This window comes from Streptomyces sp. NPDC057307 (genome assembly GCF_042667665.1).
Taxonomy (GTDB): Bacteria; Actinomycetota; Actinomycetes; order Streptomycetales; family Streptomycetaceae; genus Streptomyces.
Map to the genome: position 1 here is coordinate 1 of NZ_JBHUZM010000086.1, position 26484 is coordinate 26484.

Consider the following 26484-nt stretch of genomic DNA (forward strand, 5'->3'; position numbering starts at 1 on the left):
GGTCGGCATGGCTCCGCAATGCCTCCCTCCTCCGCCTTGCGATCGCACGCACCAGACCCCGCTCCCTTATCCGGCCTGATCCACACGACAGGCCCTCGCCGTCCGCGTGCCCGACTGCCACGGCGCCTCGAAGACCCGCGCGTACCGGGCGATCACCACCAGCAGCACCGCGAACAACGGCATCCACAGCACCCGGCCGAGAATCCAACCGGCCGAGTCCGGCGCCGTCGTCAGCCCCGGCACCGCCCCCAGATACGACCCCGGCACCGCCGCCGCCAGCATCGCCGTCTGATGCCAGCACAGGATCGTCATCGCCGACAGGTTGATCACCACGACCGGCGCCCACAGCGCGGGCCTGCGCAGCACCCGCGCGATCCGGTCCCGCAGCAGGATCGCCGCGCCGCTCTGCACCGAGGCGAGCGCCAGCACCAGCAGCGACGGCGGATGCGAATTGGTCCGCGCCTCACCGGGCACCCCGACCATCGACGCCGGGTAGTGGAAGACCACCAGCAGTACGGCGAACAGCACCCCGCCGCCCACCAGCAGCACCCGCGCGCCCCGCCGGCCGATCCTGCCCTCGCCCCACGACACACCGAGCTGATACGCGAACAGCCAGCCCGGCAGGATGTTCACCACGCTCAGCCACCCGGGCATCGAATCGCCCCACGGGCCGTACCGCAGCACGTCCACGACGGCCACCACCCCCAGCAACGGCGCCGCCGCCCACGCGCCGAGGCGCCGCGCCGCCCCCACGCAGTACGGCGTCAACGCCGTCACCAGGACGTACACCCCCACGAACCACAGCGGCTGCACCACCAGCGTCGAGCCCGTACGCAACGTCGTCCCCGGCACACCGGCCGCGTACAGCACCGGAATCAGCACCGCCCACACCGCCGTCACCCCCAGCACGGGCCGCCCCAGCCGGGCGACGCGCTGCCGGAGCCACACCGCCTTGGAACCCTTCCTCCGCCGGTACGAGAGCACCGACGCGTACCCCCCGACCAGGAAGAAGATGCCCAGCAGCTGCAGCACCCAGCTCACCGGCGCGAGGAATCCGAACGTGCCCAGCGGGCTCGCGTTGCGCAACGCCCCCTCGTCCAGGGTGAATCCACCCAGCAGCCAGTGCCCCGTCGGCACCGCGAGCAGCGCCAGCGCGCGCAGACCGTCGATCGCGCGGTCCCGGGACGCGGGCGTCCGCGCCTCGATCCTCTCGACGAGCCTCATCGCACGTCACCACCCGTGGCGATCGCGGCGAAGGCGCGCAGCGAGTCCGTGCCGGGAGCGAAGTAGCCGGTGTGCCCGTGCGCGGTCCGCGCGGGGACCCGGCGCGCCCCGAAGTCCTTGCCCGCCGGGTCCGCGCCATGGCCCAGGCCCAGGAACTCGACGTTCGGGACCTTGGAGATCCAGTCCGACGGGTCCTTCGCGGCCCACACCCTCGCGTCCGTGCGCAGGGCGCCCACGCTGTCGGCGCGCATGCCGGGGGAGCCGAGAACCACGATGTCGCGCGCCGCCACCTCGCTCGCGGCGAGCCCGCAGACGACGGAGCCGTAACTGTGGCAGAACAGCGCCGGCGCCTTCGCACCGACGGCGCTCAGCCCCCCGGTGAACCGGGCCAGCCGCGCCGCCCCCGCCTCGGCCAGCTCCCCGGTCGCGGCGTCCAGCCCCACACCGACGGGCGTCGTGTAACCGGCCCACGCCACAACGGCGGTACGTCCGTTCGTCGCGGTCCGCAGCGACGTGGCCATCCCGGCGGGGGTGCCGTACGGGTCCTTCGACCGGTCGTACGTCTTCGCGTCGATGTCCGAACCCGGCACCACGACGGACACATGACGGGCCGTCAGCAGATCCCCGTACACCTCGGCGACGGTGCCCCGGCCCCTGGGGTCGAAGGCGATGATCTGCCGACCGCCGCCCGTCGCGAGGCGCTGATAGCGGGGGTCCTTGGAAATGGCCAACGCGTTCGCCCGGTAACGGAGTTGGACGGGGGCGCCGTCGAGATTGCCCACGACGCCGGGGTGCCGTTCGGCCAGGTCCCGTTGCTGTTCGGCGCTCAACGTGCCGAAGAATCGCGCGACTTGGGCGGGCGTCGCGGTCTCCGGGTCGGGCAGCGCGCGCCCGAGCGACGCGTCGTGCCGCCAGTCGGCGGTGCCGGGCGGGGGACCGGTGACCGGCTGTTGCGCGGTCCCGGACGCCCATCCGGCGGTGCCGGACACCAGGGTGGCCATCAGCGCGGCTGCGACCAAAGTCCTTCTGTAGCGGCGCATTTCGCGTCTCCCTCGTCGTGGCCACGGGGTGTGGCGGGAGGAAGGTAGGAAGACGACGGGTGGCGTGGCGTCACACCGGGGGGTCAAGTCGGGGGTGGTACCTGGGTAGGGGGTGTCTCGGTTCTTGGTCGCCGTTGCCACCTGCGGGCCGGTGGTCGTTGTCCTCAAGCGCCGGACGGGCTGGGGGTGGTTGCCGTGACCGGTCGGGGTCGGGGTGCGGGGCCTCCGGAGGGGTATGTCCGGACGGCGTGACTTACGCCGCGTGCAACGCTCGTTGGACCCGACGCGGCCTCCTCGTTCACGCGGCACAAGTCAGCCTGAGTGTCCGAACACACCCCTCCTGCGACCCCGCCCCCCTCACGCCGTCATGACACCGGTACAAGCCGCCCCGTGACCCCTTCCCGCGGGTTGGAAGGGGGACGCGCAGGGGTCGTGGTCGGACACTCAGGCTGACTTGTGCCGCGTGAGAAGCCCGGTTCCCCCGGGTCCAACGAGCCGTGCACGCGGCGTAAGTCACGCCGTCCGGCCATGACCCCGGAGCGGCACCCGGCCACCACCGCAACCACCCCAGCCCGTCCGGCGCTTGAGGACGAAACCGGCCCGCAGGCGCGGACCCGGCAACCGCTCAACCGCCAGGGGCAACCAGTCCCGACTCGTACGCGAAAATCACCGCCTGCGCCCTGTCCCGCAGCCCCAACTTCGCCAGCACCCGCCCGATATGCGTCTTCACCGTCTGTTCCGCGAGGATCAGGTGATCCGCGATCTCCCGGTTCGACAGGCCCCGCGCGATCAGCTCCAGGACCTCCGTCTCGCGCGGCGTCAGCCCCTTCAGCCGTAGCGAGCGGTCCTTGCGCGGGGCGGGCCGCTGCTGGGCGAAGTCCGCGATCAGGCGGCGCGTCACGGACGGCGCCAGCAGCGCCTCGCCCGCCGCGACCACGCGGACCGCCGAGATCAGGTCCGCCGGCGGCGCGTCCTTGAGGAGGAACCCGGAGGCGCCCGCGCGCAGCGCCTCGTACACGTAGTCGTCCACGTCGAACGTCGTCAGCATCAGCACCTTCGGCCGGTGCACCACCCCCACCGGCGGATCCAGCAACGCGCGCGCCGCCGCCAGGCCGTCCATCTCCGGCATCCGGACGTCCATCAGGACCACGTCGGGGTGGGTGCCGCGGCTCACCTCGATGCCCCGGCGACCGTCCGGCGCCTCGCCGACCACGTCGATGTCGGCCTGCGCCGACAGCAGCGCGGCGAACCCCGCCCGCACCATGGCCTGGTCGTCGACGATGATCACGCGGATGGTCAAGACGGGTCCTTCGCGGTCGGGTCGAGGAGGGTGGCCGCCAGTGGCAGCCTCGCGGCGACGCGGAATCCGCCGTCCGGCAGCGGGCCGGTGTCCAGCGTGCCGCCGGTCAACCGTACGCGTTCACGCATACCGATCAGCCCGTGGCCGGTGCCGGAGTTCTCCAGCGGTGAGGTGCGGGCCGTCGCGGGGCCGTTGACGACCAGGACGGTCAGCCAGTCCGCCGTCCCGGTCACCGAGACCCGGGTCGGTGCGTCGGGCGCGTGCCGTACGACGTTGGACAGGGCCTCCTGGATGATGCGGTACGCGGAGAGGTCCACGGACGGCGGGACGGGACCGAGGTCCGCCGCGAGGGACAGCTCCGCCGGGACCCCGGCCCGTACGGTCGCTTCCACGAGTTGCTGGACCCGGTCGAGCCCCGGCTGCGGCGTCCGCTCGCTCGTCGAGCCGTCGCTGCGCAGCACCGCCAGCAGCCGTCGCATCTCGGTCAGCGACTCCCGCGCGCCGGCGGCGATGGTGGAGAACTCCTCGCGCGCCGCGTCGGGCAGCCCGTCGATCCGGTACGGCGCCGAGTCGGCCTGCACCGTGATCACGGACATGTGGTGGGCGACGACGTCGTGCAACTCGCGGGCGATACGGGCCCGTTCCTCCAGCAGCGTGCGCTGCGCGCGTTCGACCTCGCTGATCGTCTCCTGCTCCACCAGTCTGCGCTGGGCGTCGCCGCGCTCGCGCAGGGAGCCCGTGACGAGCAGGGCGACGCCGGCGAGCACGAACAGCAGGAGATGGACGCCGTCGCTGTGTTTCTGCGAGATCAGCTCGAAGACCAGCCCCGCCGCCCCGGTCGTGAGCCAGACGGCGAGGAGCGTGCGGCGTGGCTCGCGCAGGCCCAGGCACACCATCAGCAGGAGGTAGCCGACGACGACCGTCGGCGTCCAGGGCCAGGACCGGCCGTCGAGGCCGTCCGCCGTGGTCAGGAGCAGTACCGCGCCGATGATGTCGGCGGTGAGGACGATCCACCACGCCTGGAGCGGCCGGGTCACGGCGAGCAGCAGCGGCGCGGCCTGCGCGGTGGCGAGCGCGCCCGCCCAGCCGCCATCCAGGCCGTAGTCCTGGACGAGCACGTTGACCGTGGCGGGCAGCAGCGCGACGGCGAAGCCGAAGGTGATGAGGTAGGGGAAGAGGCGCTGCCACCGTTTGGACGCGTGGGCCAGGAGCGGTTCGGTGGACACGGCCGGGGTGCGCAGGGCGTTGCCGAGCGAGCGCAGCGACTCGCGGGCACGGGTAGTGCGCGGCGCGGGGGGAGGCGGTTCTTGGGTACTCATGGCCGGTCCAGCGTATGCAGCGCGCGTACCGGCGGCGTCATACCCAGGAGCCATCGCCGGGCTCATACCCCAGTAGGGGGTCGGGTCACAGCTCGGCGAGCAGCTCCGCCTTCTTGGCGCTGAACTCGTCGTCCGTCACCAGTCCCGCCTCGTGCAGGTCCCCGAGATGCCGGATCCGTTCGGCGATGTCGGCGGGGTCGGGCCGGGCCGCCGCGAGCGCGGGCACCGGGACGGAACCGGTGACGGCGGACACGGCGGGGCCGGCGCCCGAGGTCCGTACGGCGGCCAGCACGGCCGCCGCGAACGGCAGCGACTCGTGGACCGGCCCGTAGCCGAGGCCGAAGACGACCGCCGCCGGGTCGTGGTCGGCCTGGGTGGGCTGCTGCTGGTCGCCGCGGCGCAGCAGCCGCAGGTAGCCGTCGAAGACCTCGGGGGAGCGCCACTCGACCCCGCACAGCTCCGAGACGTCGAAACGCTGGTCGCCGGCCTTCCACTTCGCCGACGACGCGCCGGTCCAGAACCAGCGGAAGGCCACCTTGGACCCGTCGAAGGACGCCTTGCCGTCGTACGCCTTGAAGTTCAGGGGCGCCGGGGGAGCGGCCACCAGGAAGCGGTCGGCGGGCTCCTTCTCGTCCGGCGCGGTCGTGGCGAGGGCGGCGCGCAACTCGTCCGCGTAGTACTCCGCGAGGGTCTCGCGCTCCGCGGGCAGTACCAGCCGGTACGGATCGCCGGAGTCCTTGAGCTGGCCCGCCGCCGCTTCCATGAGCGGGTCGGCGCCCGGTCTGGGTACGGCGTGCAGTACCACTGTCCCGCGCTTGCCCGGGGAGAGCGTCACCGACGCCAACGCCTCGTGCGGTACGCGCCGTTCGCGCAGTGCCTGGAAGAGCTTTGGCGTGCGTATCCCCCGTTCGAAGCGGATGAGCACGGAGTCGCTTTCGAACTCCCAGGTGGCATGAATTCCGGCCAGCACATCACCCATGTGCCTCATCGTATGCGGCGAATGCCCGCACGTCGCCACCTCGGCCCGCCAAGTTCTACGCGCGTCAGATCACTTCGTCGCCGTGGATTCCGCTCCGGCAGGCGTCACCGGTGTCCGCACAACTGGTGTTCCGGTACGAACCGACCCCGATGTCCGCGAAGTTCTCCAGGCTCTCCGTGCCCGGCTCGAAATAGCCGCCGTGGCCGACCGCGCCCCGCGCGGACAGCACCCGCGCGCCGAAGTCCGGCGTCACCGGATCGGCGCCGTGGCCGAGTCCGCCGACGTCCAGGTAGGGCAGGATCTGGATCCAGTCGTCCTGGTCGCGCATCGCCCAGACACGGGCGTGGGTGTTCAGTTGTCCCACCGACTCGACCCGCATGCCGGGGCTGCCGGCGACCGCCACGTCCGTGACGCGGGCGGGCAGCCGGCGCGCGGCGATGCCGCACACCACGGAGCCGTAGCTGTGGCAGATCAGCGAGACCCGTGAGTCGCCGGGCAGTGCGGCGGTGAGCGCGTTGAGCCGTACGGCGCCGTCCGAGGCGAGCTTGCCGATCGCCGCGTCCATGCCGATACCGGAGGGCGCGGTGTAGTCGGCCCAGGCGATGACGGCGGTACGGGTACCGGGCGCGGCGGCCCGCTCCGCGCCGTACAGCGACTCGGCCATGCCGACCGGCGCGGTGTAGTGGCGTTCGGTCCGCTCGAACGTCAGCAGGTTCGTGTCGACGCCCGGGACGACCACCGAGACGCGCTCGGCGCCGCCGAGATCGCCGAAGACCTCGGCGGCGCGGCCGTTGCCGGTCGGGTCGAAGGCGAGGAGTTGGCGTCCGGCGCCCGCCAGCGACTGGAAGCGGTGCAGCCGCCGGGTCGCCTGGTGACGGCCTTCGGCGGACAGCCGGTCGTCGTCCGTCCGTTCGCGCTCGGCGTCGCGTGCCTGGAGTACGGCCAGCCGGTTGGCCCGGTAGCGCAGTGTCAGGGGCGCGCCGTTGAGGTTGCCCACCACGAGGGGGTAGCTGTCGGCGAGCCGGACGCGTTGCGCGGCGCCGAGTGAGTCGAAGAACGCCGCCAGCCGTCCCGGTGACGACCCGGGGTCCGGCAGCCGGCGGTCGCCGACGCGGCCCTTCTCCCAGGCCGAGAGCGCCCTTTCGCGTGCCGTGCCGTGCTCGCCGTGCTGCTGCAGCGCGGTCCAGCCGCCGCTCGCCAGCATCACGAAGACCACTGCGAGTGCCAGCAGGGCGCGCCACGCGGTGGGGGACGGGGAGGAGTCGAGGGAAGTCACTGCCCGACACACTAGGAGACGCACGGAGGCGCTCGACGCGAGCGTGAGCCAGATTCCTCCCTGCTGAGGGGCGAACTGGCGTTTGTTCACGCTCCGTCGGGGTAGCGCGCACGCATCGGAGCGTCCATGTGGCGTGCGTAACAGGGCGTTAGGGGTGAATCGCCTCGCGGGGAGGGATGCCGAGCGCCTTCCGTGGCTCTCGGTGAGTGGCGCAACTGGCGGGCATAACTGGTCAAATCGCCCGTCGGTTCTCGGTGGCCGGCGGCTGTTCCCGGGCGCTCCAGTCACCCGCGAGCGTGGGCACCAGTTCGCCCAGATACGACGCCGTCAGTTCGAGCAGCCCGTCCACACCGGTCTCCTGCCCCTGCCCCCAGAGCCGTCCCGTCACCCGCATCACCCCGGAGAACGCGGCGACGGCCACCCGCGGCCGCGGATCGGTCTCCACGTCGAGCCCCTCGCGCTCCGCGATCACCACCGCGACCTGCTCCTCCATCTCGGTGGCGCGCCGCAGATGCGCGGCCAGCAACGAGGGGGTGGATTCGATCATCCGGTAGGTGCGCAGATGGAGCTCGACCGGGATCAGGGCCTCGATCGCCTCGTTGATACGGCCCCAGGAACCCAGCACCGCGTGATGCATCGCCTCGAACGGGGTCTCGTGGGAGGGGCGTTGACGCAGCTCCGCCAGGAAGCGCGACTCCACCATGTGCTGGATGGTGAAGGCCGCCTCCTCCTTGCTGGCGAAGTAGCGGAAGAAGGTGCGCTGGGAGACGTCGACGGCGTCGGCGATCTCGTCGACGGTCGTCTCCTCGTATCCCCGGGTCGTGAACAGATCGAGAGCCGCCCGCAGCAGGGCGTCCCGCGTGCGCCGCTTCTTCAGCTCGCGCAGTCCGGCCGGATGCCGTGCCGCCCGCTGCCCGTCCACCACTCGCCGGTCCTCTTTCCCGTCACTCGCGGTCCACTTCGTACGTCCATGCCGGCCCGAAATGAGATGTGAGCCACATGACAGTTACAGACAGGTGAAATGGTTTGTCAACTGTCAGAGGCTGTCATTAGCCTCGGTTCATGACTAGTCAGACCACCGTGAAATCGGCGCCGAGAGACCCGCGGGACGCGGATCCGGGAGCCACCAAGGGCCTGCGTGGCCACCCCTGGCTGACCCTCTTCTCCGTCGCCATCGGCGTGATGATGGTCGCACTCGACGGCACGATCGTCGCGATCGCCAACCCGGTGATCAAGGAGGACCTCGGCGCGACCTTCGCCCAGGTCCAGTGGATAACCAACGGCTATCTTCTCGCGCTCGCCGTGGCGCTCATCACCGCGGGCAAGCTCGGAGACCGTTTCGGCCACCGCCAGACCTTCCTGATCGGCATCGCGGGCTTCGCCGCGGCCTCCGCCATCATCGGCTTCTCCGACAGCGTGGCGTTCGTCGTCGCCTTCCGCGTGCTCCAGGGCGTCTTCGGCGCCCTGTTGATGCCCGCCGCCCTCGGTCTGCTGCGCGCCACCTTCCCCGCCGAGAAGCTGAACATGGCCATCGGTATCTGGGGCATGGTCATCGGCGCCTCCACGGCGGGCGGCCCCATCGTCGGCGGTCTGCTGGTCGAACACGTCAGCTGGCAGTCGGTGTTCTTCATCAACGTGCCCGTCGGTGTCGTCGCCCTGATCCTCGGCCTGGTGATCCTCAAGGACCACCGCGCGGCGAACGCGCCCAAGTCCTTCGACATCGTCGGGATCCTGCTGCTCTCGGCCGCGATGTTCTCCCTGATCTGGGCGATCATCAAGGCGGGCGAGTCCTGGGGCTGGACCTCGGGCGGCACCTGGGGCTTCCTCGGCGCCGCCGTCCTGTGCTTCGTCCTGTTCGCCGTCTGGGAGACGAAGGTCAAGGAACCCCTCGTACCGCTGAGCATGTTCCGGTCCGTCCCGCTCAGCGCCGGCGCCATCCTGATGGTGCTGATGGCCTTCGCCTTCATGGGCGGTCTCTTCTTCGTGACGTTCTACCTCCAGGGCGTCCACGGCATGAGCCCCGTCGACAGCGGTCTGCACCTGCTGCCGCTGACCGCCATGATGATCGTCGCCTCGCCCGTCGCGGGCATGCTGATCACCAGGTTCGGACCACGGGTCCCGCTGGTCGGCGGCATGGTCGCCACGGCCGTCGCCATGTTCGGCATGTCCACCCTGTCGCCCGACTCCGGCACGTTCGTGATGTCGGTCTGGTTCGCGCTGCTCGGCATGGGCCTGGCGCCCGTCATGGTCGGCGCCACCGAGGTCATCGTCGGCAACGCGCCGCTGGAACTCTCCGGCGTCGCGGGCGGTCTCCAGCAGGCCGCGATGCAGGTCGGCGGCGCACTCGGTACGGCGGTGCTCGGCGCCATCATGTCCGCCAGGGTCAGCTCCGAACTCGGGGGCAACTGGGCGGACGCCGGCATCCCGGTGCCACTGGACCCGGCCCTGGAACAGGCGGCCGAGATCGGTGTCGCACCGGCCGAGCTGGCGAAGGCGCCCGGCGTCACGCCGGACATCTTCGACAAGATCACCGGGGTCATGCAGGACACCTTCGTGTCCGGGATGAGCCTGGCGTTCCTGGTCGCCGGCGCGGTCGCGGTGGTCGCGGCCTTCGTCGCCACCCGCACCAAGCGCGGCGACAACGCGGACGCGGCCGGGGGCGGCGTCCACATCTGACACGACCGGCGCCGGTGACCGGCGACCGCGACTGGCGCCCGGCTCCCTGCGCCCGGCGTCCGGCGCCCGGCGTCAACACGGTGCGATTCAGCGCGACGGCCCCGCCCGGACCTCCCGGCGGGGCCGTCGCCTGTTCGGGTGGTGTCAGGCAAGATCCTCTTCCCGTGGAGCGGGCCGCCGGGTCAGAGTGCGGACAACTGATCAGCACCACACGGGGGTTCACCATCATGCGCACAAGCACGCGCACAGCCATGCGTACGACCACACCTGTCACCCTGCTCACCGCGGCCACCCTGGCCGCCGCCACGGCCCTGCTGCCGGCCGCGACCCCGACCGCCGCGGCCGTCGCCGTCCCGCGCGACGCGTGCGGACCCGGCGAACTCTGTCTGTGGGGGAAACCGGATTTCCGGGGAGCCCGGCAGACACACGAACTGTTCCGCACCGAGATCCAGAACTGCGTCCCCCTGCCGCCCGGCACCGACGCCCAGTCCCTGGTCAACCGCATCGGACGGCCCGTGACCACCTACCAGTCGCACGAGTGCGAGGAGACGGGCGAGTTCGAGACGTACCCCGGCGACGGCACCTGGGTGCCCCAGTCGCCCTACCGCGTTCGCGCCTTCAAGGTCTGGGAGCGCTGAGCGGGGGTACCCGAGGTTTCAGACAGCCCACATCCACCGACACAGGGAGTGATGATGACGGGCTTCGGAAACACCCGGACACGCAAGCACCCTCGTTCACGCGGCCGGATGGGGTCGCGGAACGGGACGGACCGCGTGACCATCGGAATAGTCGGTCTGGTCTTCGCCGTCGCGGGACTGTTCGTACTGTCGATCGTCCTCGGCCCGCTGGCCATCGTGCTCGGCTGGCTGGGCATGGGCCGACGGTGGAGCACCGCGTACGTTCCGGCGGTGATCGCCTTCACGCTCGGTATCGTCGACACCGTACTGGCGCTCATGTGGCTGCTCTGACGGGCCACTTCGGTACGCACCACAGGAACGGACAGCGCGATCAGACCGGTGTGCGGCCGGCTGTCGTACCGTCGCTCTCCCGCGCTTGACCGGGCAGGGTGGCACCCGACAGCCGGCCCACCTCCGCGCGCAGCGCCCGTACCTCCTCCGTCAGCAGCTCGATCGCGGCCGTCTGCCGCTTCTCGCCCGCGCTCTCCTGCTCGAAGCGCGAGATGAACCAGGTGGCGATGTTCGCCGTGATCAGCCCGAGCAGCGCGATCCCGCTCAGCATCAGACCGATGGCGAGCAGCCGCCCGAGCCCGGTCGTCGGCGAGAGATCCCCGTACCCCACCGTGGTCATCGTCGTGAACGACCACCACACCGCGTCACCCAGCGTCTTGATGTTCCCCTCGGGGGAGTCGCGTTCGACCTCCAGGACAGCCAGCGAACCGAACATCATCAGACCGGCGACCGACCCCACCACATACGTCGTGAGCCTGATCTGACTCGCGATCCTCGCCCGCTGCCCCACCAGCAGCAGCGTCGCGACGACCCGCAGCAGCCGCAGCGGCGCCACCATCGGCAGCAGTACGGCGAGCAGATCCAGCGGATGACGGCGTACGAACTGCCAACGGGCGCGCGCCAGCACGAGCCGCACCGTGTAGTCCGTCGCGAACAGCCCCCACACCACCCACTCGACGACCGCGCAGGCGCGGGTGACGGTGCCGTGCGCGCCGGGCATGACGATGGGCAGGGCGTACGCGACGCCGAAGAGCAGCGCGAACGCCAGCAACGGCCGCTGCGTGCGGCGCTCCCAGCGGACGCGCGCGGGTATTTCCTTCATGGCCGGAAAGAGTAGGGAACGCGACGACGGGCCGGAACCGCGACACCCCACCACCACGACGAACGGTGGCCGGCCCCGTACCCACGGGACCGGCCACCGGCCGTCTACTGCTTGCCAGTTGCTACGCGTCGCCGCCCTCAGGGCCCGGGTCCGCCGCCGCCACGTCCAGCAGCTGGTAGCGGTCCACCGCCTGCTTCAGCACCGAACGGTCCACCTTGCCCTCCCGGGCCAGCTCCGTGAGCACCCCGAGAGCGATCGACTCCGCGTCGATGTGGAAGAACCGGCGGGCCGCGCCACGCGTGTCCGCGAAGCCGAAACCGTCCGCGCCCAGCGACTGGTACGTCCCCGGCACCCAGCGCGAGATCTGGTCGGGCACGGCCCGCATCCAGTCCGAGACCGCGACGAACGGGCCCTCGGCGTCGGAGAGTTTGCTCGTCACGTACGGCACGCGCTGCTCCTCCTCCGGGTGGAGCAGGTTGTGCCGCTCCACGTCGACGGCCTCCCGGCGCAGCTCGTTCCACGACGTCGCCGACCAGACGTCCGCGCGCACGTCCCACTGCTCGGCGAGGAGCCGCTGCGCCTCGACGGCCCACGGCACGGCCACGCCGGACGCCAGGATCTGCGCCGGGATCGAGCCGCTCTCGCCCCGCTTGTAGCGGTAGATGCCCTTGAGGATGCCCTCGACGTCCACGTTCTCGGGCTCGGCCGGGTGCTGGATCGGCTCGTTGTAGACCGTCAGGTAGTAGAAGACGTTCGGGTCCTCGCCCGGGTGCGGCTGCCCGTACATCCGGCGCAGCCCGTCCTCCATGATGTGCGCGATCTCGTAGCCGAACGCCGGGTCGTAGGAGACACAGCCCGGGTTCGTGGAGGCGAGCAACTGCGAGTGCCCGTCCGCGTGCTGAAGACCCTCACCGGTCAGAGTCGTACGACCCGCGGTCGCGCCCAGAACGAAACCGCGCGCCAACTGGTCGGCCATCTGCCAGAACTGGTCGCCGGTCCGCTGGAAACCGAACATCGAGTAGAAGACGTACACCGGGATCAGCGGCTCGCCGTGCGTCGCGTACGCCGAGCCCGCGGCGATCAGCGACGCCGTACAGCCCGCCTCCGAGATGCCGTCGTGCAGCATCTGGCCGGTCGGCGACTCCTTGTAGGCCAGGAGCAGTTCCCGGTCCACCGACTCGTACTGCTGGCCCAGCGGGTTGTAGATCTTCGCACTCGGGAAGAACGCGTCCATGCCGAACGTGCGGTACTCGTCCGGCGCGATCAGCACGAAACGCTTGCCGATCTCCTTGTCCCGCATCAGGTCCTTCAGCACCCGCACGAACGCCATGGTCGTGGCGATCGACTGCTGACCCGACCCCTTCTTCGCCGCCGCGTACGTCTTGTCGCCGGGCAGCGCCAGCGCCTTCGACCGCACCACACGGGTCGGCACATAGCCGTCCAGGCTCTTGCGGCGGTCGTGCATGTACTGGATCTCTTCCGAGTCCTTGCCCGGGTGGTAGTACGGCGGCTGCCCGTCCTCCAGCTGCTTGTCCGTGATCGGCAGATGCAGCCGGTCACGGAAGCCCTTCAGGTCGGCGACCGTCAGCTTCTTCATCTGGTGGGTCGCGTTGCGGCCCTCGAAGTTCGGACCCAGCGTCCAGCCCTTCACGGTCTGCGCGAGGATCACCGTCGGCTGGCCCTTGTGCGCCTTCGCCGCCGCGTACGCCGCGTACACCTTCTTGTGGTCGTGGCCGCCGCGCCCCAGATGCAGGATCTGCTCGTCCGACATCCCCTCGACCATGGCGCGCAGCCGCTGGTCGTCACCGAAGAAGTGCTCACGGATGTACGCGCCGGTCTCCGTCGCGTACGTCTGGAACTGCCCGTCCGGCGTGGTGTTCAGCCGGTTCACCAGCACACCGTCGCGGTCCTGCGCCAGCAGCGGGTCCCAGGAACGGTCCCAGACCAGCTTGATGACATTCCAGCCGGCCCCGCGGAACTGCGACTCCAGCTCCTGGATGATCTTGCCGTTGCCGCGTACCGGGCCGTCGAGCCGCTGCAGGTTGCAGTTGACGACGAAGGTGAGATTGTCCAGACCCTCACGGGCCGCGATCGACAGCTGACCCAGCGACTCCGGCTCGTCCATCTCGCCGTCGCCCAGATACGCCCACACATGCGACCGGGAGGTGTCGGCGATGCCGCGCGCCTCCATGTAGCGGTTCATCCGCGCCTGGTAGATCGCGCCCAGCGGACCGAGGCCCATCGAGACGGTCGGGAACTCCCAGAAGTCCGGCATCAGCCGCGGATGCGGATAGCTGGACAGCCCGTCCGGGGCCTTCGACTTCTCCTGGCGGAACGCGTCGAGCTGCGCCTCGCTGAGCCGGTCCAGCAGGAAGGCGCGGGCGTAGATGCCCGGGGACGCGTGCCCCTGGAAGAAGATCTGGTCTCCGCCGTCACCGCCGTCCTTGCCCCGGAAGAAGTGGTTGAAGCCCACGTCGTACAGGGAGGCGGAGGACGCGAAGGTGGCGATATGACCGCCGACGCCGATCCCGGGGCGCTGCGCGCGGGAGACCATCACCGCGGCGTTCCAGCGGGTCGCGTTGAGGACCTTCCGCTCGATCTCCTCGTTGCCGGGGAAGAACGGCTCGTCCTTGGTGGCGATCGTGTTGACGTAGTCGGTGCTGCGCATCTCGGGCACGGCCACGCGCTTCTCGCGTGCGCGCTCGATCAGCCGGAGCATGAGGTAGCGGGCGCGCTCACGCCCCCGTTCGTCGACGGCGGCATCGAGCGAGTCGAGCCACTCCTGGGTCTCCTCGGGATCAAAGTCCGGGACCTGGCTGGGAAGGCCGCCAATGATGATCGGGTTGCGATCGGATCCGGAAGCCACACTTTTCCTTCGCTGTTCGGGTCGTGTCGCGCCTCGCGTCCGGGCCGGGCCGGCCGTCCGACCGGTCACGTCATCACGCTGGGCACGCCTGTGGGTCCTGCGAGTACATCTGCTGTCGGGTGGAGCTTGCCTCTTCTGCCGCCAGGGAACAGGCACGGGGAGCGGGCCTTACGGCGTATCCATCGTGTACCGCGGCGACGGAAACGTCACCTCTACCGAGGGGTAACCCTCACACCGCGACGAATTCCGCGCGATCACTTCGTCCGCTTGGCCGTCGGCCCGGTCGTCCGCCGTGTTCCGGGTCCGGCCAAATCGCAATCTTACGCTCAAGGCGACTATGCGTTTCGTTCGACCGTTCGGACCCGATTGGCGTACCGAAGCCGCGTAGGATGACAAACGGGGCGGAAACTCTCCGCGGGCATCACAGCCGGTGTTATCGGGGTGTCAGGAGATGCGACGAAGCGGCCGGAACGTACCCGTTTCGGCGGTCTCGGCCGTCGGGTACTTGCGCGATCCGCCCGGCCCGTGTGGACTACGGCCAGCGCCCCGCGTACGCGCGTGGCTGAAGCATTTTCCAAAACATGATCAGGAGGCAATCCGTGAGCGCGACCGCGGACCACGCGGAGGAACGAACCAACATTGCCGCGAGGCTTGGGTTCGAACCCGGACAGGTGGTCCAGGAGATCGGCTACGACGACGACGTCGAGCAGGAGCTCCGTGAGTCCATCGAGGCCGTCATCGGCCAGGAGCTCGTCGACGAGGACTACGAGGACGTGGCCGACGCCGTCGTGCTCTGGTTCCGCGACGACGACGGCGACCTGACGGACGCGCTGGTGGACGCCATCGGCCTCATCGAGGAGGGCGGAGCGGTCTGGCTGCTGACGCCCAAGACAGGCCGTGACAACTACGTCGAGCCCAGCGACATCAACGAGGCCGCCCAGACCGCCGGCCTGGCGCAGACCAAGAGCATCAACGCCGGCAAGGACTGGACGGGCAGCCGGCTGGTCACGCCCAAGGCGGCGAAGTCCAAGCGCTGAGAACGGGCGCCGCATCCGAGCGCGAAAGCCGAAGCGGCAGCCTGGCAGATGTGCCTCGCAAGCCTCGCACGTAACGACGGCCCCCGTCGGCATCCGCCGCCGGGGGCCCTTGCGTAGGGTGGTGCCGACCGGAGAGAACGAGGGGGCGTGCGGCAGATGACGGGAACGGGACGGACGGGGACGGGACGGACGGAGACGGGACGACCGGGGACACCGGACGGGGAACGCGAGGCCGTCGGGGGCATGGGGGCCGCCGGGGCCGTCGAGGCCCTTGCCGTCGGCGCCGAGGCGCCGGACTTCACCCTGAAGGACAACCACGGGCGGACCGTACGGCTCTCCGACTTCCGGAGCGGCCCCGAGGACGACGGCAAGAACGTGGTGCTGCTCTTCTACCCGTTCGCCTTCACCGGCGTCTGCACCGGCGAGCTGTGCGCGCTCCGCGACGAACTGCCCACCTTCGTCAACGACGACACCCAGCTGCTCGCCGTCTCCACCGACTCCATCCACACCCTGCGGATCTTCGCCGAGCAGGAGGGCCTGGAGTACCCGCTGCTCTCGGACTTCTGGCCGCACGGCCGGACCTCACGGGCGTACGGGATCTTCGACGAGGACAAGGGCTGCGCGCTGCGCGGCACCTTCATCATCGACAAGGCGGGCATCGTGCGCTGGACGGTCGTCAACGGGCTGCCGGACGCGCGCGATCTTGACGACTACGTCAAGGCCCTTGCCGCTCTGTGACGACAACTCGCCACTCGTGGACGCGGTCCCGCACGAAAACCCTTGTGGGAGCGGGATTGTCCCCCGTAAACCGCACAAGGGGCGGGAACCGGTCACTAGGATCCACTCGTTGATCCGATGCCAATTGCACCAGGGGGCGCGCGACGCACGGCGACGGCCGCCGAATGTGGCCGGCGCCGAGGCCGCCCGCCCCTGTGAAACTCATCAAGGGAGGACTCGTGGGAGTCAGCCTCAGCAAGGGCGGCAACGTCTCGCTGACCAAGGCCGCGCCCAACCTGACCGCGGTCACCGTGGGTCTGGGCTGGGACGTCCGCACGACCACCGGTAACGACTTCGACCTCGACGCCAGCGCCCTGCTGACGAACGCCGAGGGCAAGGTCACAGGCGATGGAAACTTCGTCTTCTTCAACAACCTCAAGAGCCCCGACGGCTCCGTCGAGCACACCGGCGACAACACCACCGGTGAGGGCGAGGGCGACGACGAGGCGATCAAGGTCAACCTCGCCGGCGTCCCCGCGGACGTCGACAAGATCGTGTTCCCGGTCTCGATCTACGAGGCCGAGAGCCGCCAGCAGTCCTTCGGCCAGGTGCGCAACGCGTTCATCCGCGTCGTCAACCAGGCGGACAACAACGAACTGGCGCGGTACGACCTGACGGAGGACGCATCGACCGAGACCGCGATGGTCTTCGGAGAGCTTTACCGAAATGGCGCCGAGTGGAAGTTCCGCGCCATCGGACAGGGGTATGCCTCTGGCCTGCGTGGCATCGCGCAGGACTTCGGCGTCAACGTCTGAGCCGCTCGTCCGTCCGTCCGGCGCCGCACATCCGAGTGCGGCGCCGGACGCGCCTCACCGTGCGGGTCCCGGCCCGCACACGCACCACGAGCACCACGGGCCGGGCATCATCCGGGCCCGGTGTGCGAAGCACCACGTACACGCACCACGAGTACGGCGTCAGGCGCGCCGTGCCCGGCTTCACGTCACCTCTGGGGAGGACTCACCATCATGGGCGTCACACTCGCCAAGGGAGGCAACGTCTCCCTCTCCAAGGCCGCACCGAACCTCACCCAGGTGTTGATCGGTCTCGGCTGGGACGCGCGCTCCACCACCGGAGCGCCGTTCGACCTCGACGCCAGCGCACTGCTCTGCCAGTCAGGGCGCGTGCTCGGCGACGAGTGGTTCATCTTCTACAACAACCTCACCAGCCCCGACGGCTCCGTCGAGCACACGGGCGACAACCTCACCGGTGAGGGCGACGGCGACGACGAGTCCCTGCTGGTCAACCTCCCCTCCGTCCCCGCGAATGTCGACAAGATCATCTTCCCGGTGTCGATCCATGACGCCGACGCCCGCGGCCAGACCTTCGGCCAGGTCAGCAACGCGTTCATCCGCGTCGTCAATCAGGCGGACGGCCAGGAGCTCGCTCGCTACGACCTGACGGAGGACGCCTCGACGGAGACCGCGATGATCTTCGGTGAGCTGTACCGGTACGGCGGCGAGTGGAAGTTCCGGGCCGTGGGACAGGGGTACGCGTCGGGTCTGCGCGGCATCGCTCTAGACTTCGGGGTCAACGTTTCGTAAAGCAGTGCTCTGCGCGGGGGAAAACCCGTTAAACACCAGATGGGGTAGCCAGTGATCCTGAAAACCTTCGGCTGGTCGTTCGCCATCACGGCGGCCGGCCTTGCCTTCGCGGCCTGGCAGTGGGGGTGGGAGGCGTTCGGGATCGTACTGATCCTGTCGATCCTTGAGATCTCCCTGTCGTTCGACAACGCCGTTGTCAACGCCGGGATCTTGAAGAAGATGAATGCCTTCTGGCAGAAGATCTTCCTCACCATCGGCATCCTGATCGCCGTGTTCGGAATGCGGCTGGTGTTCCCCGTCGCCATCGTCGCGATCAGCGCCAAGGTCGGTCCCATCGATGCCGTCCAGTTGGCACTGGACAAGCCCGAACAGTACGAGGCACTCGTCACCGACGCGCACCCGGCCATCGCCGCCTTCGGTGGCATGTTCCTGTTGATGATCTTCCTGGACTTCATCCTCGAAGACCGTGACATCAAGTGGCTCGCCTGGCTGGAGCGCCCGCTGGCCAAGCTCGGCAAGGTCGACATGCTGTCGGTCTGCGTCGCACTGGTCGTCCTGCTCATCACGGCCATGACGTTCGCCACCAACGCGCACACCAGCACCGGTTACGAGGACAAGTCGGCCACCGTACTGCTCTCCGGTGTCGCGGGTCTGATCACCTACCTCGTCGTCAACGGGCTCTCCAGCTTCTTCGAGAACAAACTCGAAGAGGAAGAGGAGCGCGAACACGAGGAGGAGGAGAAAGCCAAGGCCGAAGGCAAGCAGGTCTCGGCCGTCGGCCTCGCCGGCAAGGCCGCCTTCTTCCTCTTCCTCTACCTCGAAGTCCTCGACGCCTCCTTCTCCTTCGACGGAGTCATCGGCGCCTTCGCCATCACGAACCACATCTTCTGGATGGCGCTCGGCCTCGGTATCGGCGCGATGTACGTCAGGTCGCTCACCGTCTACCTGGTCCGCCAGGGCACCCTCGACGACTACGTCTACCTGGAGCACGGCGCGCACTACGCGATCGGCGCGCTCGCCGCGATCCTGCTCATCACCATCGAGCACGAGATCCACGAGATCATCACCGGTCTCGTCGGCATCGTCCTGATCGCCGCCTCCTTCTGGTCATCCGTGGTCCGCAACAAGCGAGTTGCGGCTGAAGGTGGCGAGGATTCGGAGGACAAGACAACAGTCCATGTCTGAGTCCGCCTCCTGGGTGTGACCAGGCGGGGATAGCGGGAACGCTCTGAGCGGGGCGGCCTGAGGCGGAAGCCTTCCGGCCGCCCCGCTGTTCACGTTCTGTACGGCTTCGACATGGCGCTCGTGCGGCGCCGTACGGCGTCCCGTTGGGCGTCCGACGAGTAGGAAATGATGGGGGTGGGGTGGGGATGGCCTTCTGGGACAATCTATGGCGAAGCAAAGCCTCGCAATTCGATTCGGGAAGCTCCTCGACGAACTCGATCGAGCTGACCAAGCGCAATCCGTCCGTCTCGCTCACGAAACAGGGCGCGGCCACCGGGAATCTACGGGTCAACCTGTCGTGGCGGATGCGTACTTCGGACATCGAGGGACGGTCGAAGCAGGGGAGCGGGCTGCTGCGGCACCCGTTCAAACTCTTCAAGCCCGACGTGGTGCAGGCACACACCCTGGGTGTGGTCAACGTCGACCTCGACATCGGGTGCATGTACGAACTCGCCGACGGCAGCAAGGGTGTTGTGCAGCCGCTGGGCGGATTCTTCGGCAGTCTGAATGAGCCGCCGTATGTGAAACTCAGCGGCGACGACCGCTTCGGCGCCCCGTCCGGCGAGACGATATTCATCAACCTCGACCACCGGGAAGAGATCAAACGGCTGCTCGTCTTCGTCTACATCTACGACCGCACCCCGGCCTTCGACCGGACCCACGCCAACGTCACGCTCTACCCGAGCAACGGCCCGCGCGTCGAGATCGAACTGGACGAGCGGGCACCGCAGGCCCGGTCCTGCGCGGTGTTCTCACTGGAGACCGTCAAGGGCGATCTGGTGGTGCGGCGCGAGGTGAAATTCGTGTACGGCTTCCAGGCGGAGCTGGACCGGCTGTACGGGTGGGGCCTGCAGTGGGGGCGGGGCTACAAGACGAAGACGTGAGCGGCTGCCGCGCGGGGGTGGCGGTGGCGCGCGGCGGACACGGCGGTGCCGCGCGCGGTGCCGCCGGTGGTACGGGCCGCCGCGCCGGCCACCGGCACGACGAGCCGGCCACCGCCGTACGAACCGACTACGGCCGGACGAACTGCGGCCCCATCGGCGGCAGCCGGAAATTAGGGTCCGGCGCGGGAGCCGCCGCCGCGGCCGGCTGCGGATAGCCGTACGCCGGAGCCCCCTGCGGCACCGGCGGTGCCGACGGCGGCTGAGGACCCGGCCCCGCGGCGGGCGCGTGCGGATAGCCGTAAGCCGGCTGCGGCGACGCGGGCTGCGGATACCCGTAGGCCGGCCGGGCGGCCGCGGGCTGCGGATAGCCGTAGCCGGACTGCCCCTGCGGCTGACCCGGGAACTGCGGCTGCGGCGCGGGCGCCGCGGGTGGTGCCTGCGGCCCGCCACGTACCGCGACGGGCTGTCCGGGCCCGCCGGGAATCTGGGCGGTCACGCCCTCCGAGCCCTGCGGGGCGCCGTCGACCCCTTCCGTCTCGTCGACCGAGATACCGAAAGCCGTCGCCAGCCCGATCAGACCGGTCGGATAGCCCTGGCCCACGGCCCGGAACTTCCAGTGGTTCCCGCGCCGGTAGAGCTCACCGCAGATGATCGCGGTCTCCTCGCCGGTCTCCGGGCGCACGTCGAAGACGGCCAGCGGGTCGCCGTCGGCCTGGGCCGCGTCGTACAGCAGGACCCTCAGGTCGTGCACATGCTGGAAACTCGCCCCGTCCGACGACGCCGCGAGCACCACCTGGTCGACGCTCGGGTCCAGTGCGGCCAGATCGGCCTCGACGGTGTCGGTGAGCCCTTCGGGCACCTGCTTCTTCGGCAGCCGCCTGACCAGGCCCGACGGATGACGGGGCTGGTTGTAGAAGACAAAGTCCTCGTCCGAGCGCACACGTCCCTCAGGACCCAGCAGAAGCGCCGACGCGTCCACGTCGGGGACCCCCGCCCCCGGGGTCCAGCGCAACACAGCCCTTACGGCCATGGCGTCGAGGGGGACGTTCGAGCCCTTCACCATCGCGTGCGTCATACCGGTCATCCTGCCTTCCCGCAGGCCGCGCGGACAACGTGGGGGCATGGTGGAAGGAGGCCGAGCGGGGGTGAGAGAGGGGCGAGAAGTGGACGAGTTACCTGAAATTCATGCAGGTGTGGAACTCCTGACTCCCGTCCATACGTACTATTACCGGCCACATGTCAACGCGACCACCGTGGCAGTACGGGGGATGTAAATGCGTCACTTCGGGCATATTCCGTCCACTGCTCGGCAAACGTTGTTCCACCAGGAGCCCGCTGAGTTCACCTCGGCCTCCCCGGCCCGCACGCTGTCCGCAGCCCTCGGGGCCACCCTCTACAGCCCCGCGACCAGGCCACGGCTGGCGGACGACGTGGTCAAACTGGCCGGTCGGGGCGTCGTGTCGATGGTGCTGTGCCTGGAGGACTCCATCGACGACTCCGAAGTGGAGTGGGCCGAGGAGAACCTGGTCAGGCAGTTCGCCGACCTCGACCGGCGCGGCGTGGAGCTGCCGCTGCTCTTCGTCCGGGTCCGTGAACCGGACCAGATACCCGACCTCGTACGCCGGCTCGGCACCGCCGCCCATATCTTGTCCGGATTCGTACTGCCGAAGTTCACCGAGGAGCGTGGAGTCCCCTTCCTCGAAGCACTGATTTCGGCCGAACATGAGAGCGGGCGGCGGCTCTTCGCCATGCCCGTACTCGAATCGCCCGAGCTGCTGCATCTGGAGACACGGGCCGAGACCCTCACCGGCATCGCCCGCACCGTCGACAAATACCGGGAGCGGGTACTCGCGCTGCGGCTCGGCGTCACCGACTTCTGCTCCGCGTACGGGCTCCGCCGCTCGCCCGACATGACCGCGTACGACGTACGCATCGTCTCCGCCGTCATCGCCGACGTGGTGAACGTCCTCGGCCGCTCCGACGGCACCGGCTTCACGATCACCGGCCCCGTGTGGGAGTACTTCCGACTCCACGAGCGGATGTTCAAACCGCAGCTCCGCCGCAGCCCCTTCCTCGAAGGACGGGCCGAGGAACTGCGCACCGCCCTCATCGAGCACGACCTCGACGGACTGCTGCGCGAGATCCAGCTCGACCAGACCAACGGACTGGTCGGCAAGACCTGCATCCACCCCTCGCACGTCATGCCCGTGCACGCGCTGTCGGTGGTCAGCCACGAGGAGTTCAGCGACGCCCAGGACATCCTGCGGCCGGAGCGGGGCGGGGGAGGCGTGCTGCGCTCGTCGTACACGAACAAGATGAACGAGGTGAAGCCCCACCGCGCCTGGGCCGAACGCACCATGCAGCGCGCCGAGGTCTTCGGCGTCGCCAAGGAGGACATCGGCTTCGTGGAGCTGCTCGCCGCCGGGCTGGTGGAGTGAGCGGGACGGGCGCCGGGGAAAGTGCCCCGGACGACGCCGGCAGGAACGACAAGCACAGCGAGACGGCAGAGGAGAACAGCAACGTGGTGTGGTCGGGGTCATGGGTCGCCGAACGGCTGGGCATACAGCTCGTCGGCGGGGACGAACTGCGCGAACTGCTGGGCCTGGCCCTGCGCCGCAACCCCAAGCGCGCCCACCTCCTCGTCTCGAACGTACTGGGAAAACACGTCCCGCAGCGGCCCTCCGTCGTGCACGGCGCGGGCGTGGCCCTCGGCGAACGCGTACGGGACCTGCTGGGCGACGCCGTCGAACAGACCGTGATCCTCGGCTACGCGGAGACCGCGACCGGCCTCGGCCACTCGGTGGCCGACGGCGTGCGGCGCGCCCCGTACCTGCACTCCACCCGCCGTCCGGTGGCCGGCGTCGCCACCGCGGGCGGCTTCGAGGAGTCCCACTCGCACGCCACCTCACATCTGCTGCTCCCGGAGGACCCGGACCTGCTGGCGGGCGACGGTCCGCTGGTCCTCGTGGACGACGAGTTCTCCACGGGCAACACCGTGCTCAACACGATTCGCGCTCTGCACGCCCGCTACCCGCGCCGGTGGTACGTGATCGTGGCACTGGTCGACATGCGCTCGGCCGCCGACCGGGACCGGCTGGCGGAATTCGCCCAGGAGATCGGCGCCCGCGTCGACCTGGTGGCCATGGCCTCGGGCACGGTCGCCCTACCGGAGGACGTACTGGCACGGGGCCAGGCCCTGGTCGCGGAGTACGAGGACGGTTCCGGTACGGGACTCGGGCTGGGGGTGGGGGCCCCCTCCCCCTCCCCCCACCCCCTCCCCACCACCCCCGCACCCTCCTCCCCCTCCGCCTCCAGCCCGGACGCGACCGGTGGCGGCGTCGTGCGTGTGTCGCTCGGCTGGCCCGCCGGGCTGCCCGACGGGGGGCGGCACGGCTTCACACAGGCCCACCGCGCCCGCCTGGAGGCCGCCGCGCCCGCCATGGCCGCCGCGCTCGCCCAGGAGCTGGGCGACGCCCGACGCGTGCTTGTCCTCGGCTTCGAGGAGCTGATGTACGCGCCCTTGCGCCTCGCCCTCGAACTGGAGCGGTCCGTCACCGGCATCGAGGTCCGCTACTCGACCACGACCCGCTCGCCCGTTCTCGCCGTGGACGACCCCGGCTACGCGATACGCAGCCGTCTCGTCTTCCCGGCCCACGACACCGCGGCCTTCCCGGCGGACGACGGTGCCGGCGACCGGTACGCCTACAACGTCGCCGGCGGCGGCTTCGACGCCGTCGTCGCGGTCGTCGACTCCCTGGCGGACTCCCCGGAACTGCACGCCCCGGACGGCCTGCTCGCCCAGCTCGCCGCCCAGGTCCCGCGTGTCGTACTCGCTGTCGTCCCCTCGTACCTCCCAGTTGCTTCGCACGTCCCCGACCGGCAGGAACCCCCCATGCTGCCCGCCCCTCTCCGTGGCCCCGCCTTCTCCTCGTACGCCGCCGACGACGTCGGCTGGCTCCTCCAGGACCTGTCCGACGTGGAACTGGAAGCCCCGACGGAGGAGCGCGAAGAGGCGATACAGAGCGGCGGCGCCCACTACGCGGAGTCGCTGCCCGTCGAGTACCAGCCCAGCGTCGAGTACCAGGAACTCTTCCGGTCCGCCCTCGCCACCTCCGCGGCCCGCATCGCCCGTGCCGTCGGCACCGTCACCGATACCGTGCTGGCCGAGCACCCGCGGCGCTACGACGACCCCGCCTCCCCGGAAGCCACGCGGGCGCGGCCCGTGCTGGTCTCACTCGCCCGAGCCGGCACCCCCGTGGGCGTTCTGATGCGCCGCTGGGCACAGCACCGGCACGGCCTGGACCTGCCGCACTACGCCCTCTCCATCGTGCGCGGCCGCGGCATCGACACCAACGCCATCCGCTGGCTCGCGGCCCACCACAACCCGGCCGACATCGTCTTCGTCGACGGCTGGACCGGCAAGGGCGCCATCACCCGCGAACTGGCCGACGCACTGGCCGAGTTCGCCGACTTCCACCCCGAGATCGCGGTACTCGCCGACCCCGGCGGCTGCGTACGGACCTACGGCACCCGTGAGGACTTCCTCATCCCTTCCGCCTGCCTCAACTCCACCGTCTCCGGGCTCATCTCCCGTACCGTCCTGCGCGCCGACCTCGTCGGCCCCGACGACTTCCACGGAGCGAAGTACTACCGCGAACTCGCCGACGCCGATGTGTCCGGCTACTTCCTGGACACCGTCGCCGCCCGCTTCGCCGACGTCACGGACGCGGTGGACACCGAGGTCAAGGAACTTCTCTCCACCGACCGCGCACCCACCTGGGAAGGCTGGGCCGCCGTCGAGCGGATCAGCGAGGAGTACGGCATCCACGACGTGAACCTCGTCAAGCCCGGCGTCGGCGAGACCACCCGTGTCCTGCTGCGCCGCGTCCCCTGGAAGATCCTGGCCAAGCGCGGCGCGGGAACCGACCTCGATCACGTCCGGCTGCTTGCCGAGCAGCGCGGCGTACCCGTGGAGGAGGTCGACGGACTTCCCTACACCTGCGTCGGGTTGATCCACCCCCGCTACACCCGTGGCGCCACGGGTGCGGACGGCACGGCGGTGGCCACCTCGTGAACGTGTCCACCTCCGCGGCGGCGCTGGTCGCCAGCGACCTCGACCGCACCCTCATCTATTCGGCCGCCGCGCTCCAGCTCGCCATGCCGGACGACGAGGCCCCCCGACTGCTCTGCGTCGAGATCTACGAGAGCCGGCCCCTGTCGTACCTGACGGAGACGGCCGCCGGGCTGCTCGAAGACCTCGCCGGCGGCACGGTCTTCGTGCCCACCACGACCCGCACCCGTGAGCAGTACTTCCGGATCCATCTGCCGGGCCCCGCCCCTCGGTTCGCGATCTGTGCCAACGGTGGTCATCTCCTCGTCGACGGCGAGTCCGACCCAGCCTGGCAGACCCGGGTGCGGGACCGCCTCGCCGAGAGCTGCGCCCCGCTCAAGGAAGTCAGGGAGCACCTTCTCGCCGCGGCCGACCCCGCGTGGCTGCTCAAGGAGCGGATCGCCGAGGACCTGTTCGCCTATCTCGTCGTCGACCGCGCGCTGCTCCCCGAGGGCTGGGTGAAGGAACTCGCCGAGTGGGCCGACGGCCGCGGCTGGACCGTCTCCCTCCAGGGCCGGAAGATCTACGCCGTACCGCGGCCGCTGACGAAGAGCGCCGCCATGCGTGAGGTCGCCCGGCGGACCGGCGCCGAACTGACCCTCGCCGCCGGGGACTCCCTCCTCGACGCCGATCTGCTGCTGGCCGCCGACCGTGGCTGGCGGCCCGGTCACGGCGAGTTGGCCGACACCGGCTGGAGCGCCCCGCACGTGGAGACACTGACCGAGACCGGCGTGGCCGCGGGAGAGGAGATCCTGCGGCGGCTCAGCCGCGCTGCTTCTCCCGACGGGTCCTGACCACCCGCCTGACGATGAGGGCCAGGACCACGAGCACCACGATGCCCAGGACCAGCTTCGAATACGTGGAGACATAGCCACTCACCACCTTCCAGTTCTCGCCGAGCGCGTAGCCGGCCATGATGAACGCGGTGTTCCAGATCGCGCTGCCGAGTGTGGTCAGACCGATGAAGACGGGCAGCCGCATTCTCTCGACGCCCGCGGGCACGGAGATCAGACTGCGGAAGAGAGGAATCATCCGGCCGAAGAAGACCGCCTTCGCGCCATGCCGGCTGAACCAGTCCTCGGTCCTCTCTATGTCGCTCGCCTTCACCAGCGGCACCTTGGACGCGAGAGCGATCGTCCGCTCCCGGCCGAGCCACGCGCCCAGCCCGTACAGGGCGAGCGCGCCCACGACCGAGCCCGCGGTCGTCCACAGCACCGCCGCCAGCAGACCCATCTCGCCGGTGCTGGCCGCGAAGCCCGCGAGCGGCAGGATCACCTCGCTGGGCAGGGGAGGAAACAGATTCTCCAGGGCAATGGCTATGCCCGCGCCCGGTGCTCCGAGCGTGTCCATCAAGCTGTTTACCCATTGCTGCGGGCTGCTGCCTGCGATCATGACTCCCACGCTAGGTGCCTGCTCAGGCAGGCACATTGAGGCGGACCG

23 protein-coding genes are annotated in these 26484 nt (G+C 69.9%); 12 read left to right on the forward strand and 11 right to left on the reverse strand.

What is annotated here, in order from left to right; genetic code table 11:
* Positions 1 to 66 precede the first annotated feature (66 nt).
* The 7 genes from ACFUN8_RS25130 to ACFUN8_RS25160 all read right to left on the reverse strand — a co-directional run bounded on the left by ACFUN8_RS25130 (position 67) and on the right by ACFUN8_RS25160 (position 8063).
* Positions 67 to 1224, reverse strand: a complete 1158-nt coding sequence (locus tag ACFUN8_RS25130) for an acyltransferase (protein ID WP_383641720.1) — start codon at positions 1222 to 1224, stop codon at positions 67 to 69.
* Complete coding sequence (locus tag ACFUN8_RS25135) at positions 1221 to 2264, reverse strand: alpha/beta hydrolase (RefSeq protein WP_383641723.1); 1044 nt, start codon at positions 2262 to 2264, stop codon at positions 1221 to 1223. The genes ACFUN8_RS25130 and ACFUN8_RS25135 overlap by 4 nt, the downstream gene beginning before the upstream one ends.
* Positions 2265 to 2889: 625 nt before the next feature.
* Positions 2890 to 3564, reverse strand: coding sequence for a response regulator (locus tag ACFUN8_RS25140; protein ID WP_383641726.1), 675 nt, complete (start codon positions 3562 to 3564; stop codon positions 2890 to 2892).
* Positions 3561 to 4883: a sensor histidine kinase gene (locus ACFUN8_RS25145; RefSeq protein ID WP_383641729.1), complete on the reverse strand. Its 1323-nt coding sequence runs from the start codon at positions 4881 to 4883 to the stop codon at positions 3561 to 3563. Before ACFUN8_RS25145 ends, ACFUN8_RS25140 begins: the two co-directional genes overlap by 4 nt.
* An 85-nt stretch (positions 4884 to 4968) precedes the next feature.
* Positions 4969 to 5862: a DUF4429 domain-containing protein gene (locus ACFUN8_RS25150; protein WP_383641732.1), complete on the reverse strand. Its 894-nt coding sequence runs from the start codon at positions 5860 to 5862 to the stop codon at positions 4969 to 4971.
* Between the two features lie 64 nt (positions 5863 to 5926).
* Positions 5927 to 7138, reverse strand: coding sequence for an alpha/beta hydrolase (locus ACFUN8_RS25155; RefSeq protein ID WP_383641735.1), 1212 nt, complete (start codon positions 7136 to 7138; stop codon positions 5927 to 5929).
* A gap of 232 nt (positions 7139 to 7370) precedes the next feature.
* Positions 7371 to 8063: a TetR family transcriptional regulator gene (locus ACFUN8_RS25160; RefSeq protein ID WP_383641738.1), complete on the reverse strand. Its 693-nt coding sequence runs from the start codon at positions 8061 to 8063 to the stop codon at positions 7371 to 7373.
* A 137-nt stretch (positions 8064 to 8200) separates the two neighbouring features.
* Here ACFUN8_RS25160 and ACFUN8_RS25165 point away from each other — a divergent pair, with 137 nt between their 5' ends.
* The 3 genes from ACFUN8_RS25165 to ACFUN8_RS25175 all read left to right on the forward strand — a co-directional run bounded on the left by ACFUN8_RS25165 (position 8201) and on the right by ACFUN8_RS25175 (position 10782).
* Entirely contained in the window at positions 8201 to 9814 is a 1614-nt protein-coding gene (locus tag ACFUN8_RS25165) for an MFS transporter (protein WP_383641741.1), read from the forward strand.
* A 227-nt stretch (positions 9815 to 10041) separates the two neighbouring features.
* Positions 10042 to 10452 (forward strand): peptidase inhibitor family I36 protein, encoded by a 411-nt coding sequence (locus tag ACFUN8_RS25170; protein ID WP_383641744.1) that lies wholly within the window; start codon positions 10042 to 10044, stop codon positions 10450 to 10452.
* A gap of 135 nt (positions 10453 to 10587) precedes the next feature.
* Positions 10588 to 10782, forward strand: a complete 195-nt coding sequence (locus tag ACFUN8_RS25175; protein ID WP_356595543.1) for a hypothetical protein — start codon at positions 10588 to 10590, stop codon at positions 10780 to 10782.
* 40 nt (positions 10783 to 10822) lie between these two features.
* Here ACFUN8_RS25175 and ACFUN8_RS25180 read toward each other — a convergent pair whose 3' ends face one another.
* The gene (locus ACFUN8_RS25180; RefSeq protein ID WP_383641747.1) at positions 10823 to 11605 is read right to left on the reverse strand and encodes a potassium channel family protein; all 783 of its coding nucleotides are present in this window, start codon (positions 11603 to 11605) and stop codon (positions 10823 to 10825) included.
* A 121-nt stretch (positions 11606 to 11726) separates the two neighbouring features.
* Positions 11727 to 14471 (reverse strand): pyruvate dehydrogenase (acetyl-transferring), homodimeric type, encoded by a 2745-nt coding sequence (gene aceE / locus ACFUN8_RS25185; protein WP_383641750.1) that lies wholly within the window; start codon positions 14469 to 14471, stop codon positions 11727 to 11729.
* 599 nt (positions 14472 to 15070) lie between these two features.
* Between aceE and ACFUN8_RS25190 the strand changes: the two genes are divergently transcribed.
* The 6 genes from ACFUN8_RS25190 to ACFUN8_RS25215 all read left to right on the forward strand — a co-directional run bounded on the left by ACFUN8_RS25190 (position 15071) and on the right by ACFUN8_RS25215 (position 19934).
* A complete protein-coding gene (locus ACFUN8_RS25190) occupies positions 15071 to 15508 on the forward strand; it encodes a DUF3052 domain-containing protein (RefSeq protein WP_382560183.1) in 438 nt (145 codons plus the stop codon).
* 243 nt (positions 15509 to 15751) lie between these two features.
* Positions 15752 to 16246, forward strand: a complete 495-nt coding sequence (locus ACFUN8_RS25195) for a peroxiredoxin (RefSeq protein ID WP_383641753.1) — start codon at positions 15752 to 15754, stop codon at positions 16244 to 16246.
* Positions 16247 to 16464: 218 nt separating this feature from the next.
* Positions 16465 to 17040 carry a TerD family protein gene (locus ACFUN8_RS25200; protein ID WP_023542053.1) on the forward strand — a complete coding sequence of 192 codons (576 nt, stop codon included), beginning with the start codon at positions 16465 to 16467 and terminating at the stop codon, positions 17038 to 17040.
* Positions 17041 to 17250: 210 nt separating this feature from the next.
* On the forward strand, positions 17251 to 17826 hold the full coding sequence (locus ACFUN8_RS25205; protein WP_381869316.1) for a TerD family protein: 576 nt from the start codon (positions 17251 to 17253) through the stop codon (positions 17824 to 17826).
* 51 nt (positions 17827 to 17877) lie between these two features.
* The gene (locus ACFUN8_RS25210) at positions 17878 to 19011 is read left to right on the forward strand and encodes a DUF475 domain-containing protein (protein ID WP_383641756.1); all 1134 of its coding nucleotides are present in this window, start codon (positions 17878 to 17880) and stop codon (positions 19009 to 19011) included.
* A 185-nt stretch (positions 19012 to 19196) separates the two neighbouring features.
* The gene (locus ACFUN8_RS25215) at positions 19197 to 19934 is read left to right on the forward strand and encodes a Tellurium resistance (protein WP_382560174.1); all 738 of its coding nucleotides are present in this window, start codon (positions 19197 to 19199) and stop codon (positions 19932 to 19934) included.
* A gap of 127 nt (positions 19935 to 20061) precedes the next feature.
* Here the strand turns inward: ACFUN8_RS25215 and ACFUN8_RS25220 are convergent, their stop codons facing one another.
* The gene (locus tag ACFUN8_RS25220) at positions 20062 to 21018 is read right to left on the reverse strand and encodes a TerD family protein (protein ID WP_383641760.1); all 957 of its coding nucleotides are present in this window, start codon (positions 21016 to 21018) and stop codon (positions 20062 to 20064) included.
* Positions 21019 to 21208: 190 nt separating this feature from the next.
* Between ACFUN8_RS25220 and ACFUN8_RS25225 the strand changes: the two genes are divergently transcribed.
* The 3 genes from ACFUN8_RS25225 to ACFUN8_RS25235 all read left to right on the forward strand — a co-directional run bounded on the left by ACFUN8_RS25225 (position 21209) and on the right by ACFUN8_RS25235 (position 25838).
* On the forward strand, positions 21209 to 22372 hold the full coding sequence (locus ACFUN8_RS25225) for an HpcH/HpaI aldolase/citrate lyase family protein (protein ID WP_383641763.1): 1164 nt from the start codon (positions 21209 to 21211) through the stop codon (positions 22370 to 22372).
* A gap of 83 nt (positions 22373 to 22455) precedes the next feature.
* The gene (locus ACFUN8_RS25230) at positions 22456 to 25008 is read left to right on the forward strand and encodes a phosphoribosyltransferase (protein ID WP_383641786.1); all 2553 of its coding nucleotides are present in this window, start codon (positions 22456 to 22458) and stop codon (positions 25006 to 25008) included.
* Positions 25005 to 25838 carry an HAD family hydrolase gene (locus tag ACFUN8_RS25235; protein WP_383641766.1) on the forward strand — a complete coding sequence of 278 codons (834 nt, stop codon included), beginning with the start codon at positions 25005 to 25007 and terminating at the stop codon, positions 25836 to 25838. The genes ACFUN8_RS25230 and ACFUN8_RS25235 overlap by 4 nt, the downstream gene beginning before the upstream one ends.
* Here ACFUN8_RS25235 and ACFUN8_RS25240 read toward each other — a convergent pair.
* Positions 25807 to 26436 (reverse strand): DedA family protein, encoded by a 630-nt coding sequence (locus ACFUN8_RS25240; protein ID WP_383641769.1) that lies wholly within the window; start codon positions 26434 to 26436, stop codon positions 25807 to 25809. The genes ACFUN8_RS25235 and ACFUN8_RS25240 overlap by 32 nt on opposite strands.
* Positions 26437 to 26484 lie beyond the last annotated feature (48 nt).

Excerpts from the sequence above, each read along its gene's own strand:
- ACFUN8_RS25130 (WP_383641720.1), bottom strand. The coding sequence starts at position 1,224 with ATGAGGCTCGTCGAGAGGATCGAGGCGCGGACGCCCGCGTCCCGGGAC.
- ACFUN8_RS25135 (WP_383641723.1), bottom strand. The coding sequence starts at position 2,264 with ATGCGCCGCTACAGAAGGACTTTGGTCGCAGCCGCGCTGATGGCCACC.
- ACFUN8_RS25145 (WP_383641729.1), bottom strand. The coding sequence starts at position 4,883 with ATGAGTACCCAAGAACCGCCTCCCCCCGCGCCGCGCACTACCCGTGCC.
- ACFUN8_RS25150 (WP_383641732.1), bottom strand. The coding sequence starts at position 5,862 with ATGGGTGATGTGCTGGCCGGAATTCATGCCACCTGGGAGTTCGAAAGC.
- ACFUN8_RS25165 (WP_383641741.1), top strand. The coding sequence starts at position 8,201 with ATGACTAGTCAGACCACCGTGAAATCGGCGCCGAGAGACCCGCGGGAC.
- ACFUN8_RS25170 (WP_383641744.1), top strand. The coding sequence starts at position 10,042 with ATGCGCACAAGCACGCGCACAGCCATGCGTACGACCACACCTGTCACC.
- ACFUN8_RS25180 (WP_383641747.1), bottom strand. The coding sequence starts at position 11,605 with ATGAAGGAAATACCCGCGCGCGTCCGCTGGGAGCGCCGCACGCAGCGG.
- ACFUN8_RS25195 (WP_383641753.1), top strand. The coding sequence starts at position 15,752 with ATGGGGGCCGCCGGGGCCGTCGAGGCCCTTGCCGTCGGCGCCGAGGCG.
- ACFUN8_RS25205 (WP_381869316.1), top strand. The coding sequence starts at position 17,251 with ATGGGCGTCACACTCGCCAAGGGAGGCAACGTCTCCCTCTCCAAGGCC.
- ACFUN8_RS25215 (WP_382560174.1), top strand. The coding sequence starts at position 19,197 with ATGGCCTTCTGGGACAATCTATGGCGAAGCAAAGCCTCGCAATTCGAT.
- ACFUN8_RS25220 (WP_383641760.1), bottom strand. The coding sequence starts at position 21,018 with ATGACCGGTATGACGCACGCGATGGTGAAGGGCTCGAACGTCCCCCTC.
- ACFUN8_RS25225 (WP_383641763.1), top strand. The coding sequence starts at position 21,209 with ATGCGTCACTTCGGGCATATTCCGTCCACTGCTCGGCAAACGTTGTTC.
- ACFUN8_RS25240 (WP_383641769.1), bottom strand. The coding sequence starts at position 26,436 with ATGATCGCAGGCAGCAGCCCGCAGCAATGGGTAAACAGCTTGATGGAC.